Source organism: Kitasatospora sp. NPDC029312, from assembly GCF_055569215.1.
In genome coordinates this window covers 1-15762 of sequence record NZ_JBVHXY010000044.1, presented here as the reverse complement: position 1 = coordinate 15762, position 15762 = coordinate 1, and the positions used below count along the sequence as shown (strand labels likewise).

Annotated in this window: 11 protein-coding genes; 10 read left to right on the top strand and 1 reads right to left on the bottom strand. The window is 74.2% G+C overall.

Annotated elements, in window-relative coordinates; translation table 11 throughout:
• The first annotated feature begins 193 nt into the window (after positions 1-193).
• The 3 genes from ACZ4WV_RS28580 (at position 194) to ACZ4WV_RS28570 (ending at position 2136) form a co-directional block, all read left to right on the top strand.
• Positions 194-430 (top strand): hypothetical protein, encoded by a 237-nt coding sequence (locus ACZ4WV_RS28580; protein ID WP_465751515.1) that lies wholly within the window; start codon positions 194-196, stop codon positions 428-430.
• Positions 431-625: 195 nt separating this feature from the next.
• Complete coding sequence (locus ACZ4WV_RS28575) at positions 626-1495, top strand: hypothetical protein (RefSeq protein ID WP_465751514.1); 870 nt, start codon at positions 626-628, stop codon at positions 1493-1495.
• Positions 1429-2136 carry a VOC family protein gene (locus ACZ4WV_RS28570; protein ID WP_465751513.1) on the top strand — a complete coding sequence of 236 codons (708 nt, stop codon included), beginning with the start codon at positions 1429-1431 and terminating at the stop codon, positions 2134-2136. Before ACZ4WV_RS28575 ends, ACZ4WV_RS28570 begins: the two co-directional genes overlap by 67 nt.
• Positions 2137-2213: 77 nt before the next feature.
• On the opposite strand, the gene ACZ4WV_RS28565 is transcribed toward ACZ4WV_RS28570, so the two are convergent.
• The gene (locus tag ACZ4WV_RS28565; protein ID WP_465751512.1) at positions 2214-4748 is read right to left on the bottom strand and encodes an AAA family ATPase; all 2535 of its coding nucleotides are present in this window, start codon (positions 4746-4748) and stop codon (positions 2214-2216) included.
• 226 nt (positions 4749-4974) lie between these two features.
• Between ACZ4WV_RS28565 and ACZ4WV_RS28560 the strand changes: the two genes are divergently transcribed.
• From ACZ4WV_RS28560 to ACZ4WV_RS28530, 7 genes are read left to right on the top strand one after another with little or no spacing between them, the layout of a single operon-like run.
• Positions 4975-7251, top strand: a complete 2277-nt coding sequence (locus tag ACZ4WV_RS28560; RefSeq protein WP_465751511.1) for a TOMM precursor leader peptide-binding protein — start codon at positions 4975-4977, stop codon at positions 7249-7251.
• Between the two features lie 20 nt (positions 7252-7271).
• Entirely contained in the window at positions 7272-8834 is a 1563-nt protein-coding gene (locus ACZ4WV_RS28555; RefSeq protein ID WP_465751510.1) for a SagB family peptide dehydrogenase, read from the top strand.
• On the top strand, positions 8831-9643 hold the full coding sequence (locus ACZ4WV_RS28550) for a biotin/lipoyl-containing protein (RefSeq protein ID WP_465751509.1): 813 nt from the start codon (positions 8831-8833) through the stop codon (positions 9641-9643). Before ACZ4WV_RS28555 ends, ACZ4WV_RS28550 begins: the two co-directional genes overlap by 4 nt.
• 11 nt (positions 9644-9654) lie before the next feature.
• Positions 9655-11931 (top strand): NHLP family bacteriocin export ABC transporter peptidase/permease/ATPase subunit, encoded by a 2277-nt coding sequence (locus tag ACZ4WV_RS28545; protein WP_465751508.1) that lies wholly within the window; start codon positions 9655-9657, stop codon positions 11929-11931.
• Entirely contained in the window at positions 11928-14882 is a 2955-nt protein-coding gene (locus ACZ4WV_RS28540) for an NHLP bacteriocin export ABC transporter permease/ATPase subunit (RefSeq protein WP_465751507.1), read from the top strand. The genes ACZ4WV_RS28545 and ACZ4WV_RS28540 overlap by 4 nt, the downstream gene beginning before the upstream one ends.
• Positions 14883-14924: 42 nt before the next feature.
• Positions 14925-15275 carry a YciI family protein gene (locus ACZ4WV_RS28535; RefSeq protein WP_465751506.1) on the top strand — a complete coding sequence of 117 codons (351 nt, stop codon included), beginning with the start codon at positions 14925-14927 and terminating at the stop codon, positions 15273-15275.
• 5 nt (positions 15276-15280) lie between these two features.
• Positions 15281-15628 (top strand): YciI family protein, encoded by a 348-nt coding sequence (locus ACZ4WV_RS28530; RefSeq protein ID WP_465751505.1) that lies wholly within the window; start codon positions 15281-15283, stop codon positions 15626-15628.
• Positions 15629-15762: the final 134 nt, after the last annotated feature.

The following is a 15762-nucleotide window of genomic DNA, read 5'->3' as shown; positions in this document are numbered from 1 at the left end:
CACGGCGATCTTCCTGCCGCCCCGAACACCTTCCGATACCTCTCGGCGTCCTCCAGACTTTCCGTTGTCGGGGAGCCGCGAGCTCCCCCGCCGGGCCCGCCGATGACCACGCACCGTCATCACCGACGGTCGACCGACGAGGTCGTGGAAATGGCCGGCACCTGCTTCCGAAACACATGTCCTGGGGGATGTCATGCTGCTTTCCTGCCGTAAGTTCACCTGTACCGCCGCGGCCGCGCTGGCCGTCGCCTGTGGCGTCCTGGCCGGGTCCGCGCACGCCGCGTCGGGCTCCGCGCCCTCCGCCGGCGCCACCGTCTCGGTCCCCGGTGCGGTGCACCACTTCGCCGGCAACCTCTCCAACCAGCTCCGCGAGTCGCAGCTGCTCATGCTGGCCGGAGCGGCCACTCCGGCCGACTGGCGCTGGGGCTGACCGTCGCTCACCGCGACGGCACCTGCCGCCGCCTCACCGCCGCCGGCCGCCGGGCAGTCCCGCCGGGCGGTGACGGCGGCACCGGGGCCGCAGTCCCCACCCGGCCGGCTGCGGCCGGGGGAACTCCGGACCGCCCCACAATTTGAATGTGCAACAAACCTGTCAGGAGCGACAGTGCCGGTTATCGAGCCGATTGTGCTGGACTTCTTCGGCATCGAGATCGCCCTCGTCCAGGCCGACCGAGACGAGATCTCGTTCCAATTCGGGCCGCACCTCACCGGGATTTCCCGGGACCCCGACCAACTGCGGGTGGAATTCTCGCCCACCCCGGGGAAGGACGCGCCCGGCGATTTCCTGGTGCGGCGCAGCGACGGCACGCCATTGCTGCGCCGGGCCTTTCGGGGCTGGGGCAACGTGCCCCCGGCGGTACCGCCGTTCGCGGCCCTGCAGGACCGGTTCTGCCTGGCCCGGGCGGTGGTGCTGGCGAAGGGCGGTGCCACCGTCGCGCTGATCGGCGGTCCGTACGCGGAACAGGCCAACGTGGGCGCCGCCTTGGCGCAGCGCTCCTGGGAGTTCGTCTCCGGACGGCTGCTGGTCCTGGACCGCCGCACCGGGCACGCACTGCCCTACCTCGCCCCGCTGGAGGCGCGCGGCCCGGCCGCCGCCCGGCTGCGCGGCGCCGGCCTGCCGGAGGGGATGTGGCGCACCGTCACCTCGCCGGCCGGCGGCGAGGTGCTGCAGGTGCGGCCGGAGTGCCTCGGCCCGACGGTGCCGGTGCGCGCCCGGCTCGCCCCGCCGGCGCTGGTCCGGCTGTGTCGCAGTGCCGACGAGGAAGTCCGGCTGGCACGATGGGAGTTCACTGCCCAGACCTGGCCGGCCGGGTCCGCCGGGCTGCTCTCCGGGGCGCCGACCCATTGCCTGTACCTGCCCGGCGTGAGCGGGGCGGAGGAGGCGGCGGGTCTGATCGATCACGCAATGACCAAGGAGAAGGACGAGTCGTGCCTCGACGTACCCGCTATGCCATCGGCGCACCGTGCTGGGCTGACTGCATCACTCCCGATCTGAGCGGAAGCCGGGAGTTCTACTCGGCGCTGCTGGGCTGGGAGTTCGTCACCGAGTCGCCGGACTACCAGCTGGCGGTGCTGCGCGGGGAGGTCATCGGCGGCTTCGGCGCCGCCCCGGCGGGGCTGCCGCCGCAGGCCTCCTGGAACGTCTACCTGGCGACGAAGGACGCGGACCACAGCTGCGCGCAGGTCGGGCTGCTGGGCGGGCGGGTGGTGATGCCGCCGGTGCCCGCCGGGGACAACGGGCGGCTGTTCCTCGCCGTCGACCCGTCGGAGGTCACGGTGGGCTTCTGGGAGGGCCGCCGGGCCGAGGGGGTGGTGCTGGCCGACGAGCCGGGCGCGATCTGCGGCCATGAGCTGCGGGTGCCGGACGCCTCGCGCGCCGAGTCCTTCTACGGCGCCCTGTTCGGCTACCGGATCGCCCCGGACGGCGGGTTCGAGCTGGACGGTGTCACCCACGCCCGGGTGGTGGTGAGCGACCAGGGCCGTCCGCTCTGGCTGCCGCACTTCGGCGCGGCCGACCCGGTGGACGCCGTCCGCCGGGCGGTGGACCTGGGCGCCCGGCTGATCCGGCCCGGCCGGGAGCAGCCGCCGGTGCTGCGCGACCCGTGGGGCGCGGAGTTCGGCGTGCTGCCCGCGTAGGCGCCGCGTTCGCCGGGGCGCTGCGTTCACAGGGACGCTATGTCCACAGGGACGGTGTGTCCACGTGGCCGCCGCGTTCACAGCGCCTTGACGGCGGCGCCGAGTTCGGGTCTGCCCTTGATCGCCAGCTTGCGGTAGATCCGCCCCAGGTGGGTGTCCACGGTGCGCTTGCTGAGGCAGAGCCGTTCGGCGACCTCCAGGTTGCTCAGGCCCTGCAGCACCAGTTCGGTGACCCGGCGCTCGCTCGGGGTCAGCCGGACCGGCCCGGCGTCCCGGGTGCCGATGGCCGGCCCGGTGCGTTCCTCGGCCGGGCGCGGCCGGGCGTCGCCGCCGGGCAGCGGGTCGGCGGCGATGGTCCGGGCGGCGGCGTGCTCGCCGAGCGCCTGGTAGGCCTGCGCCGCGTGGGCGCGCCAGGGCACGCAGGCCGGGTTGGCGACGCCCCGGGCGGCCAGCTGGTGCCCGCATTCCAGGAAGAGCCGCAGCGCCTGCTGGTGGTCGCCGCGGTGGGCGGCGACCAGTCCGCGGGCCTCCAGCACGACCGCGCGCAGCAGCGGGTGGGCCTCGGCGGGCAGGTCGACCGCGGCCAGGTCGGCGACCACCGGTCCGGCGGAGTCCGCCGGCAGGCCGCGGCGCAGCCGGGCCCGCACCACCAGGGCCGTGGCGGCCCCGGCCAGTTCCTCGGCCCGGACCTGCCGGGCCAGTTCGGCGGCCAGCTCGGCGTCGGCCAGCGCGGCGTCCAGCCGGCCCTGGCGGTGGGCGATGTCGGAGCGGGCCAGCAGGGCGAGGGCGAGTTCGCCGCGGTGGTTCCAGCGCTGGGCGGAGCGGACGGCGCGGCCGGCCCAGGCGGCCGCCTCGTCCAGCCGTCCGGTCCAGGCGTAGGCCATCGCGGCGCCGAGGACGTCCGGCCCGGCTTCGGCGGGCGAGACCCGGCGCACGCAGCGCGCCGCCAGCCGTACCGCCGCGCGGGGCAGGCCCCCGGCGGCGGCCAGGGCGGCGAGGGCTCCGAGCATGGCGGGAGCGGCGGGTTCCGCGGCGTTGCCGCGCAGCGCGGCGAGCGCGGGCCGCAGGGCGGTGCGCCGGCCGGTCAGCAGGGTCTGGGCGGCGAGCGGCAGCAGCAGGTCGGCGGGGGCTGCGGGGGTGGCCGCGACGGCCCCGGCGGCCTCGGCGAAGGGGACGGCGGCGCCGGCCGCGCTGAGCGCGAGCACCGGGCCGGCGAACGGCCGCAGCAGCCGGGCCCGTTCGAGCGGGTCGGCGGCCTCCGCGAGTCCGGCGGCGCAGCGGGCGGCGGCGGCCACGTCGCGGTGGAGTTCGACGGCGCCGAGCTGCCCGGTGAGCGAGCGGACCAGCGCCGGGTCGGCGGCGTCGGCGAGGGCGCGCTGGAGGTAGCGGGCGGCGTCGTCCCAGTGGCCGTCGGCGGCGGCGTCCTTGGCGGCGGTGCGCAGCACCGGGACGGCCCAGTCCAGGCCGGTGGTGCCGGAGGACATCAGGTGTTCGGCGGTGCGGGCGGCCGGGGCGCCGAGCCGGACCAGCAGCGCGGCGGCCCGCTCGTGCAGGGCGACCAGGACCCGCGGGTCGGTGCGGGCGAGGACGGCGGTGCGGACCAGTTCGTGGCGGAAGGTCTCGGGCGGCCCGGGTTCGATCAGGTCGGTGCGGCGCAGCGCCTCGCGCGCGTCGTCGGCGAGCAGTTCGCCCTGGCCGGTGAGCAGGGCGGCGGTGGCGAGGTCGGCGTCGGCGCCGAGGACGGCGAGCCCGGTGAGCAGTTCGGCGGCCCCGGGGTGGCTGCGCCGCAGCCAGCTGAGGGTGGTGTCGGCGAGGGTGCCGGCGCCGATCCGCAGCACGGTGGCGAGGTCGGGGGAGCCGGCCGAGATCCGGGCGGCGACCAGGCGGGCGGTCAGTTCCTCGAGCACCAGCGGGTTCCCGCGGGAGAGGTCGTGGCAGACGGCGGCCAGTTCCGGGTCGACCGGCGCGTCGAACTCCTCGGCGACCCGTTCGGCCACGCAGCTGTCGCACAGCGGGCCGGGGGTGAGGGTGCGGGCGTGTCCAAGGGCGCCGAGTTCGGCGGCCAGTGGGTCGTCGGCCTCGTCGGCGGTGGTGGCGAGCAGGACGACGGGCAGGCCGTCGAGCCGGCGGGCGAGGTAGGAGAACCACTGCCGGGACTCCTCGTCGGCCAGGTGGAGATCGTCCACGGCCATCACCACCGGGGTCCGGGAGGTGAGTGAACGGGCCGCGTGGAAAAGGTTGTTCAGGACCCTTTCGCGCCCGTTGCCGGCGTTTTCGGCGTCCGCCGGGAGGGCTTCGGCGAGGAATTCGTCGGGCGATTCCCCGGGGAATTGCGGGGCGCCCGCCCGGTCGTTTGTCATGCGCATGAAGGGGTCGAAGAGCTGGCGCACCACGCCGTACGGAAAGTCCCGCTCGTTGTCGTGACATCGGGCCCGCAGCACCACCGCCTCGCCCGGTATCCGGGCCAGCGCGGCGCGCAGCAACGCACTCTTCCCGATCCCCCGCGAGCCCCTGACCAGCACGACCGCAGCCCGGCCGGCCGCCGCACCGGCCACCGCCCGGGCCAGCTCGGCCAGCTCCGTTTCCCGGTGCAGCAAAACTCCAGTCGGCACCGCAACCCCCCGTCGTCACCTGCGCGCGGACACACCAGTATCGCCCTCCCGACCCACCTGTCAACGCTCGGGGTGAATACGTACGGCCCTACGTACCGACGGCCCGGAATACGCAATTCCGCGCGATGCGTAACTCCGCCGCCCTGCCGCATATGCAGTATGTACATTCCTTTTGACGCCGTGTTCGAATATCTGCAACGAACTTGTGAACTCAGGGGGATGACTTATGGAGCGTCCGCGGCTCAAGGCCCATTTCCTCACCGAGACGGTGGGCGAAAAGGTCTTCCTGCTCGGAGAGGGGCAGGACTACCTCGTCCCGGGAGCCGCCGCGGTGCGCCTCCTGCCCTTCCTGGACGGACGGCGCACCGTCGCCGAGATCCTCCAGGAACTGGGCACCGAGGTCCCGCTCGGCCAGGCGCTGACCGCCCTGCGCCGCTACGAGGCGGCCGGGCACCTCGCCGAGGGCCGGCCCGACCTGCCCGACCACGTGCTCGCCTACTGGGACGCCCAGGGCGTCGACCCGGCCGTCGCCCTCGAGGCCGCCCGGGCCACCGAGCTGCTGGTACTGGCCCTCGGCGCCGCCGAGGCCGCCCCGCTGGTCGACGCACTGACCGGCACCGGCCTGCGGGCCCGCGCCGTCACCGAGGACGCGGCGGTCGCCGCCGGCCCGGACACCCTGGTGATCGCGCTGACCGACGACTACCTGGCCCCCGCCCTGGAGCGGCTGAACACCGCCCGGCTCGCCGACGGCCGCCCCTGGCTGCTCGCCAAGCCCACCGGCACCTCCCCCTGGCTCGGCCCGCTGCTGCGCCCCGGCGAGACCGGCTGCTGGACCTGCCTCGCCCAGCGCGTCAGCGGCAACCGCCAGGTCGAGCGCTACCTGGCCGGCAAGCGCGGCGAGACCGTGCCGCTGCACCCGATGCGCGCCGCGATCCCGGCCGGCCCGGCGATGGCCGCCCAGCTGCTGGCCACCGAGACCGCCCGCATCCTGGCCGACGGCTGCTGCTCCGCGCTGTCCGGCACCATGGTCAGCCTCGACCTCAACACCCTGCAGACGGCCGAGCACACCCTGGTCCGCCAGCCCCAGTGCCCCAGCTGCGGGGACCCGGCACTGCTCACCGAGCGCAGCCCCAAGGTCGTGCTGCAGCCCAGCCCCGCCCGGCACACCACCGACGGCGGCTACCGCGTCCAGGCCCCGCAGTTCACCTACGACCGGCTGAAGCACCACATCAGCCCGCACCTGGGCGCCATCACCCGCCTCGGCGCGCACGAGGACACCGGCAACGGCATCACGTACAGCTTCACCGCCGGCCACAACTTCGCCATGGTCAACGACAACATGGACCTGCTGCGCCGCAACATGCGCGGCCAGAGCGGCGGCAAGGGCCGCTCCGAGATCCAGGCCAAGGTCAGCGCGATCTGCGAGGCCATCGAACGCTACTCGGCCGTCTGGCGCGGCGAGGAGCCCGTCGTCCGCGCCGCCTACCGCGACCTCGACCCGGCCGTGGCCGTCCACATGGACGCCCTGCTGCAGTTCTCCGAGGCCCAGTTCGCCGGCCGCGCCGAGTGGAACGCCGACCCCAAGCACCGGCTGCACCTGGTGCCCGACCCCTTCCCGGTCGACGCCGAGCTGGACTGGTCGCGCGCCTGGTCGCTCACCCACGACGAGGAGCGGCTCGTCCCCTCCGGCTACGCCTGGTACGGCCACCCGGACCTCCAGCAGCACTTCTACTGCGTCGGCGACTCCAACGGCTGCGCCAGCGGCAACACGCTGGAGGAGGCGATCCTCCAGGGCTTCTGCGAGGTCGTCGAGCGCGACGCGGTCGCCCTGTGGTGGTACAACCGGCTCGCCCAGCCCGAGTTCGACCTCGACTCGCTGAACGACCCGTACGTGGACACCATGCGCGCCTTCTACGCCTCGGTGGACCGCGAGCTGTGGGTACTGGACCTCACCTCCGACCTCGGCGTGCCGGTGTTCGCCGCCGTGTCCCGGCGCAAGCACGAGGTCGAGGACATCATGGTCGGCTTCGGCGCCCACCCGGACCCGAGGATCGCCGCGATCCGCGCGCTCACCGAGGTCAACCAGTTCCTCCCGTTCGTGGACCGCCGCGACGAGAACGGCAACACCCTCTACCGCACCGACGACCTGGAGACCCTGGAGTGGTGCCGGACGGCGACGGTCGCCGGGGAGCCCTGGCTGCTGCCCGACCGCGCGCAGCCCGCCAGCACCCTCGCCGACTTCGACCCGCTGAGCGGTGACGACCTGGCCGGGCACGTCCGGGACTGCGTCGAGCGCGCCGCCAGGGCCGGCGTCGAGGTGATCGTGCTCGACCAGAGCCGCCCCGACCTCGACCTCGCCGTGGTCAAGGTGATCGCCCCCGGCATGCGCCACTTCTGGCGCCGGCTGGCCCCGGGCCGGCTGTACGACGTGCCGGTGCGCATGGGCCGCCTCGCCGCTCCGCACACCGAGGAGCAGCTCAACCCGAAGAACGTCTTCTTCTAGAACGGCCGGGTGCTGACGCCATGACCACCGAGACCACCGAGACCACCCGAACCGTCGCGAGCGCCGGGACCGTCGGGACCACCGGCCCCGACGGGATCCACCTGGCCGCGGCCGCCCGCACGGTGCGCCGGCTGCGGCTGCGCCCCGACGGCGCGTTCGCCCCGCTCGGCCCCAAGGCCGTCCGGCTGACCGCGCCGGTCGGCGCGCTGAACCTGCCCGACCTCGCACCCGGCGCCCTGGAAGCCGTCGCCGCGCTGGCCGCCGGGGAGCAGACCGAGGAGGAGCTGGCCGCCCTGGTCGCGGCCCGGGACGGCGACGCCGGACTGCTGCGCTGGCAGCTGACCCGCCGCCGGCTCGGGATGGCCGGGCTGCTGGAGCACTCCGTCCATCTGGTGACCGGCACCGCGGACGAGCCGCTGGCCCGGCTGCGGCCGGTCGGCCGGGGTGCCGCCGAACCGGGGCCCACCCCGGACCCGACCGGGCAGGTGAAGCTGTCCCGCTTCGCCTCCGCCGCGGTCGAGGACGGCGCCCTGCTGGTGCGCGCCCCCGGCAGCCCGCTGGCCGTTCAGCTGACCACCCGGGCGGCCGGCCTGCTGGCCGCGCTGGCCGGCTGGACCAGCCCCGCCGCGCTCGCCCAACTGCCCGGCGGCCTGCCGCTGGACGCCGTCCGGCAGACCCTGCGGCTGTTCGCCGCGGCCGGGCTGCTGGCGTACGGCGCGCCCGGCGCCGAGCCGGAGGCCGAGGAGCAGCGCTTCGCCCAGTGGCAGGCGGCCGACCTGGCCTTCCACTCCCGCACCCGCCGGCCGAGCACCGTCGCCGGGTACGGCGGCACCTACCGGTTCGGCGACCGCTTCGCCCCCGAGCCGGCCTCCCCGGCGCCCTTCCCGGGCCCGAAGGTCGCCCTTCCCGTCCCCGACCTGGACGAACTCGCCCGCGCCGACCGGCCGTTCACCGAGGTGCTGGAGCAGCGCCGCTCGGTGCGCGACCACGACGAGCAGGCGCCGATCACGCTGGCGCAGCTCGGCGAGCTGCTCTACCGCAGCGTGCGCCGGCGGCAGACCTTCACCGGCGGCGACGGCCAGGAGCTGGCCGACCGGCCGTACCCGAGCGGCGGCGCGGTGCACGAGCTGGAGGTGTACCCGCTGGTGACCTCCTGCGCCGGGCTGGAGCCGGGCCTGTGGCACTACGCGACCGACCGGCACGAACTGGAGCTGGTCAGCGCGCCCGGCCCGGCGACCGCCCAACTGGTGAAGCACGCCCGCGAGTCCAGCCTGATGCCGGCCGACCCCCAGGTGGTGCTGCTGGTCACCGCGCGCTTCGGCCGGGTGATGTGGAAGTACGAGACGGTCGCCTACCCGCTGATCCTCAAGCACGTCGGCGCGCTCTACCAGACCCTCTACCTCGTCGGCACCGCCATGGACCTCGCGGTCTGCGGCCTCGGCGGCGGCGACGCGGCCGACTTCGCCGCGGCCAGCGGCCTCGACTACTTCACCGAGGGCACCGTCGGTGAGCTGGTCATCGGCAGCCGTCCCCCGACGCTGCGCCAGGACGTCGGCGTCCCACGGAGAGAAGCCAGACGATGAAGTTCCGTTTCAAGGCCCTGCAGCGGATGCGCGAGCCGGACGAGCTCGACTCGCCCACCCTGCTCGCCGCGCCGCGGGGCTGGATCGCCCTGTTCGTCGTGATGATCACCATGGCGGCGGCGCTGCTGTGGACCTTCGCCGGGACGATCCCGATCACCGTGGACGCCCCCGGGCTGCTGACCCGCCCGCACGGCACCGCGATGATCCAGAGCCCGTACGGCGGGATGGTGCGCACCGTGCTGGCCAAGCCCTCCGACCAGGTCAAGCAGGGCCAGTCGGTGGCCCGGGTGGAGGACGCCGAGGGCCACAGCCGGGAGATCACCAGCCCCTTCGGCGGGCGGGTGGTCGGCCTGTCGGTCACCGACGGCCAGGTGGTCGCCCCCGGCTCGCCGGTGGTCTCGGTCGAGCGGATCGACGACCCCCAGGAAGGCGTGGTCGCGATGGTCTTCGTGCCCGCGACCCGCACCGTCGGGCTGGAGCCCGGCGACCAGGTGGACCTCAACGTGTCCACCACCCCGGCCGGCGCCTTCGGCCTGCTGCGCGGCACCGTCAGCTCGGTCAGCCCGTACGCGCTCACCAAGGAGGCCGTCTCCGGCCTGGTCGGCGGCGAGCTCGCCGCCCAGCGCTTCCTCGGCAAGGACGCGCCCCGGCTGGTCGTCGTCGAGCTGACGCCCGACCCGAACACCCCGACCGGCTACTCCTGGACCTCGCAGAGCGGCCCGCCGAACCCGCTCGGCACCCAGGTCGCCGTCACCGCCACGATCAACGTGGGCAAGCAGACGCCGTTCAACCTGATCCTCGGCCGCTGAGGGGGGCTCCGATGACAGCCACGATCCCGGAGACCGCTCCGAAGACCGCTCCGGAAGCCGGACCGGCCAAGAACAAGCGCCGCCGCGGCCGCCCCACCCGGGCGGCCGCGCCGCGGCGCTGGCGGCACGTCGTTCCCACCGTCCTGCAGATGGAGTCGGTGGAGTGCGGCGCCGCCAGCCTCGCCATGATCCTCGCCTACCACGGCCGTTGGGTGCCGCTGGAGGACCTGCGCGGCGTCTGCGGCGTCTCCCGCGACGGCGCCCGCGCCTCCACCCTGCTGGGCGCAGCCCGGACGTACGGGCTGAAGGCGCGCGGCTACCAGACCGAGGCCGAGAACCTCCGCGACCTCGACGGCCCGGTGATCATCTTCTGGGCCTTCCAGCACTTCATGGTGGTCGAGGGCATCCGCACCCGGTACGGCCGCACCGTCGTCGCGGTCAACGACCCGGCCAGCGGCCCGCGCCTGATGGAGTGGGACGAGTTCGACTCCGGCTTCACCGGCATCGTGCTCTCCTTCGAGAAGGGCCCCGACTTCCGGACCGGCGGCGACCGCGGCGGCATCGGCCGCGCCCTGCTGGAGCGCCGGCTGCCCACCGGGCGCGCCATGCCGCTGGTGCTGCTCGCCAGCCTGCTGCTGGTGCTGCCCGGCATCGCCATCCCCGCGTACACCCGGGTGTTCATCGACCGGGTCCTGGCCGGCAGCGGGAGCGGATACCTCCTCCCGCTGCTGGCCGCCATGGCCGCCACCGCCGTGGTGGTGTTCGTCCTGACCTCCGTCCAACGGCACTACCTGCTGCGGATCGAGATCCGGATGGGGCTGGTCAGCTCCGCCCGCTTCTTCCGGCACCTGCTGCGGCTGCCGGTCGACTTCTTCCTCCAGCGCCGCCCGGCCGAGGTGGCCAAGCGGGTGTCCGGCAACGACGTCGTCGCCGAGATCCTCTCCCGCGACCTCGCGCTCACCGTGATCAACCTCGGCCTGGTGCTGTTCTACGCGGCCGTGCTGATCCGCTACGACATCCTGCTCGGCGTGGTCGGCGTCGGCATGGCCCTGCTCAACGTGGTCGTGCTGCAGGCCGTCGCCCGGGCCCGCACCGACGCCGTCGCCGCACTGCGCACCGACCGCGGCAACCTCACCGCGACCACCTTCACCACGCTCGCGCTGATCGAGACCGTCAAGGCCACCGGCGCCGAGCAGGACGCGTTCAGCCGCTGGGCCGGCTTCCTGGCCAAGGTCGTCACCGCCAAGCAGAAGCTGGGCATCCCCAGCGCCGTGCTCACCGTCGTGCCGCCGATGCTGGCCGCGCTCAACAGCGGGCTGATCCTGCTGGTCGGCGGCCAGCGGGTGGTCGACGGCGCGATGAGCGTCGGCATCCTGGTCTCCTTCCAGACCCTGCTGGCCGCGCTCAGCCGCCCCGTCACCCAGCTCACCAACCTGGGCGGCCGGCTCCAGGACGTCACCGCCGACATCAAGCGGCTGTACGACGTCGAGCGCTACCCGGTGGCCGCCGCCTTCGCCAAGCCCGAGCCGCCGGCCGGGCCCAAGCTGGACGGCAACCTGGAGTTCGAGAGCGTCCGCTTCGGCTACAGCCCGCTCTCCGAGCCGATCATCAAGGACCTCAGCCTCACCGTCGTCCCCGGCCGCCGGATCGCCGTCGTCGGCGGCTCCGGCAGCGGCAAGTCCACCCTGGGCCGGCTGCTCACCGGCCTCTACACGCCGTGGTCGGGCCGGATCCTGCTGGACGGGCGCCCGCGCGAGGAGATCTCCCGCACGGTGCTGGCCGCCTCCCTCGCCTACGTGGACCAGGACATCTCACTGTTCGAGGGCACCGTCCGGGACAACCTGACACTCTGGAACGACGACGTGCCGGACGAGGCCGTCACCGCCGCGCTGCGCGACGCCGCCGTCTTCGACACCGTGATGACCCGCCCCGGCGGCATCCACAGCCCGGTCCTGGAGGGCGGCCGCAACTTCAGCGGCGGCCAGCGCCAACGCCTGGAGCTGGCCAGGGCGTTGGCCACCGAGCCGACCCTGCTGGTGCTGGACGAGGCCACCAGCGCGCTCGACCCGGAGACCGAGCGCGTGATCATGGACAACCTGCGCCGCCGCGGCTGCGCCTGCCTGATCATCGCGCACCGCCTCTCCACCGTCCGCGACGCCGACGAGATCATCGTGCTGCACGAAGGCGACATCGTCGAACGCGGCACCCACGAAGAGCTGTTGGCGCTCGGCGGCCACTACACCGCGCTCATCGAGTCGGCGCGCCGCGAGGAGGAGGACGAACTGTGAGCCTGACCGTGGAAGTCTTCTCACCGTTCTTCACCGAGGCGGCCGAGCCGGTCGAGCCGCTCACCGACCGCTACCTCGTGCTGGACGACCCCGGGCGGATGCTGCTGGTCCGCTCGGGCGCCGTCGACCTGTTCGCCGTCCGGCTCGACGCCGGTGCACCGCAAGGCCGTTGGCACTTCCTCTGCCGGATCGAGGCGGGCACCCTGGTGCCCGGCGCGGCCGCCGGGCCGTGGCGCGGCATCGTCGCCCGCCCGGTGCTCGGCGCCGAGCTGTCCTACCTCGCCACCTCCTGGGTCGAGGGCCTGTCCGCCCGCGGCCGGGAGTGCGGCACCGCGGCCGGCGCGGCCGTCCGGGCCCTGCCCGAGAGCGAACAACAGCTCGCCGCCGACCAGTTCCTGGCCGGGCTCGGCCGAGGCCTCACCGCGCTCGCCGGCGCCCTGCGCGACACCCTGCCGCCGCGCGAGTTCACCCCGCTCGACCCCGCTGGGCCGACCGCCCTCAAGCGCGGCCAGGCGCTGCGCTCGGTGGACGGCCTCCAGTGGGTGCGGATCGAGGAGGGCACCGTCGAGGCCCCCGAGGGCTCGGCGGGCGAACTCACCGAAGGCGCCGAGATCTGCCTGACCGAACGGGACTGGCTGGTCGCGGCCGGACCAGCGGTCGTCCGGGCCCGCTCCCCCCGCTCACTGCTCGACGAGGGCGGCCTCTGGGAACGCCTCGCCGCCCACTGCGGACGGCTGCTGGACGCCGTCGACCGCCGGATCGAAGCCCGCCGCAGCACCGAGACCGACCTCATCACCACCCGGCGCGAGCGCGACGCCGGGACCCTCGCCCATTCCGCGCGCGGCTTCGAGACCATCCTGCGCGACACCGCCTCCCGGCTGCGGATCGGCGACGCCACCGGCGACGAGCCGACCCTCGCCGCCGCCCGGCTGGTCGCCGCGCACGAGGGCTTCACCGTCACCGCCCCGGTCCACGGCACCGGCCACGACCGGCGGCTGGACCGGCTCCAGGCCATCGCGCTCGCCTCCAACGTCCGCACCCGGGCCGTCCGGCTGGACGGCGCCTGGTGGCGCAACGACCTCGGCGCGATGGTCGGCTACCGCAAGGCCGGCGCCCCCGTCGCCCTGCTCCCGCTGGGCAACGGCTACGTCCTCGCCGAGGGCGGCAAGGTCACCCCGCTGACCCCGAAGCTGGCCGCCGAGCTGCAGAACAAGGCCACCGTGCTGTACCGGCCGCTGCCGGCGACCGTCCGCTCCGTCGGCGGGCTGCTCCGCTTCGGCCTGCGCAACAACCGGCAGGACCTGTGGATGTTCACCGGCATGGCCGCCCTGGTCGCGCTGATCGGCCTGCTCGTCCCGGTGATGACCGGCGAGGTGCTCGGCACCTTCGTCGCCCACGCCGAGCGCAACCTGATCACCGAAGGCGCACTGGTGGTGATCGGCTCCGCGATGGCCGTGGCCGCCCTGTCCATCGTGCAGAACATCGCGGTGCTGCGGATCGAGAGCCGCTCCACCGCCGCGATGCAGGTCGGCGTCTGGACCAGGCTGCTGTCCCTGCCCGCGCCGTTCTTCGCCAACTACTCCACCGGGGAGCTCGGCACCACGGTGCTCGGCGTCAGCGCCGCCCAGGAGACCCTCTCCGGGATGATGACCACGGCGACCCTCGGGCTGCTCACCGGTCTGGCCAACCTGGTGCTGGTCTTCTTCTACGACCTGCGGCTGGCCGGCCTCGCCACCCTGCTGGTGCTGGTCGGCGTCGGCGTCGGCCTGGCCGCCGGGCGGCTGGAGATCCGCTGGCAGCGCAAGCTGTACGCGCACGAGCAGACCATGTCCGCGCGGGTCTTCCAACTGCTCACCGCCGTCCCCAAGTTGCGGGTCACCGCGGCCGAGGACCGGGTGTTCGGGGTGTGGGCCGCCGAACTCGGCAAAGGGCGCGGCCTCGCCGCCTCCTCGCGCCGGATCCAGAACGCCGTCACCACCTTCAACGCGGGCTTCCCGCTGGTCTGCTCGGTGGTGATCTTCGGCGTCATCGCCGGCCCGCTGGACGGCGCCGTGCCGATCCCCGTCTTCCTCTCCTTCTTCACCGCCTTCAACCTGCTCATCGCCTCCAGCCTGCAGTTCACCTCCGCCGCGGTCACCGCACTCGGCGTGGTGCCGATGCTGGAGCGGCTGCGGCCGATCCTCGAGGAGAAGCCCGAGGTCGACGACAGCAAGGCGGACCCGGGCGACCTCTCCGGCCGCCTCGGCCTCAGCCACGTCACCTTCCGCTACGGCGAGGACGGGCCGGCGGCGCTGCAGGACGTCACGCTCAGCATCGAACCCGGTGAGTTCGTGGCCATCGTCGGCCCCTCCGGCAGCGGCAAGTCCACCGTGCTGCGCCTGCTGCTCGGCTTCGAACGGCCGGAGAGCGGCACCGTCCTCTACGACGGCCAGGACCTCGGCGAACTCGAGGTCTCGGCGGTACGGCGCCAGTGCGGCGTGGTCCTCCAGAACGGCGCGCTGCTGGCCGGCGACATCAAGGCCAACATCGTCGGCTCCACCAACCACACCCTGGACGACGCCTGGGCCGCCGCCGAGATGGCCGGCATCGACAAGGACATCGCGGCCATGCCGATGGGTATGAACACCGTGCTCTCCGAAGGCACCAGCACCCTCAGCGGCGGCCAGCGGCAACGCCTGATGATCGCCCGCGCGCTGGTCTCCCGGCCCCGCATCGTCTTCTTCGACGAGGCGACGAGTGCGCTGGACAACCCCACCCAGCGGCTGGTCACCGAATCCACCCGCCGGCTCAACGCCACCCGGGTGGTGATCGCCCACCGGCTGTCGACCGTCGCCGAGGCCGACCGGATCATCGTGATGGACCAGGGCCGGGTGGTGCAGCAGGGCCGCTACGAGGAACTGCTGGCCGACCGCGACGGGCTGTTCGCCCGCCTGGCGCACCGGCAGATGTGAGGCGACCTCCGCTTCGGGGAGGGGACATTTCGGGGAGGGGACATGGAGTACGCACTGCTCGTCTTCGGCCAGGAGACCGACTGGGACCGCATGACGCCCGAGGAGCGCGAGGCCCGGTTCACCGCCAACCGCGCCTTCGGCCGGGAGCTGGCCGGGGCCGGGGTGCGGATCGCCTACGGCGCCCGGCTGGCCCGGCCGGCGGCCGCCGAGAGCGAGGCCCGGGCGGCGGATGGCGTGCTGGAGGTCGGCGGCCTCTGGATCATCGACGTGCCCTCCGAGGAGGAGGCGCTGCGCTGGGCGGCGAAACTGCCGGTCAGCGAATCGGGTCGGGTGGAGGTCCGTCGCTGCGACGGGCCTCCGCGCACCGACCGGCCGGTGCGAACGGAGAACTGAGAACCATGGAATACACCCTGCTCATTCACGGCGACGAGCGGGTCTGGAACGGACTGAGCGCGGCCGAGGAGGCCGAACTCGACGCCGCCCACGCACGGTTCGGCCGCGCGATGCACGAGGCCGGCGTCACCGTCCGGTACGGCGGCGGCCTGCGGCGCAGTTGCAGCGCCCGCCTGGTGGTCCCGGGCCCGGACACCCCGGTCTCCGACGGCCCGTACCGGGAGGGCCACGAACACCTCGGCGGCCTCTGGGTCATCGACGTCCCCGACGAGGCCACCGCCGTCGCCTGGGCCCGCCGCATGCCCGCGGCCCCCGGCGACCTGGTCGAGGTCCGCCCGGTGCGGGTGACCTGAGCGGGCGCGCGGTTGAGGAGGGGGGGGGGGGGGGGGGGGGAGCTCCCCCCCCCCCCCCTGTGGGGGGGTGCCCCGCTCTTGTTGGGGAATGGCGTGTTTTTCTCTAGCAAAGTAATACCTTTCTCCCCCCTCCC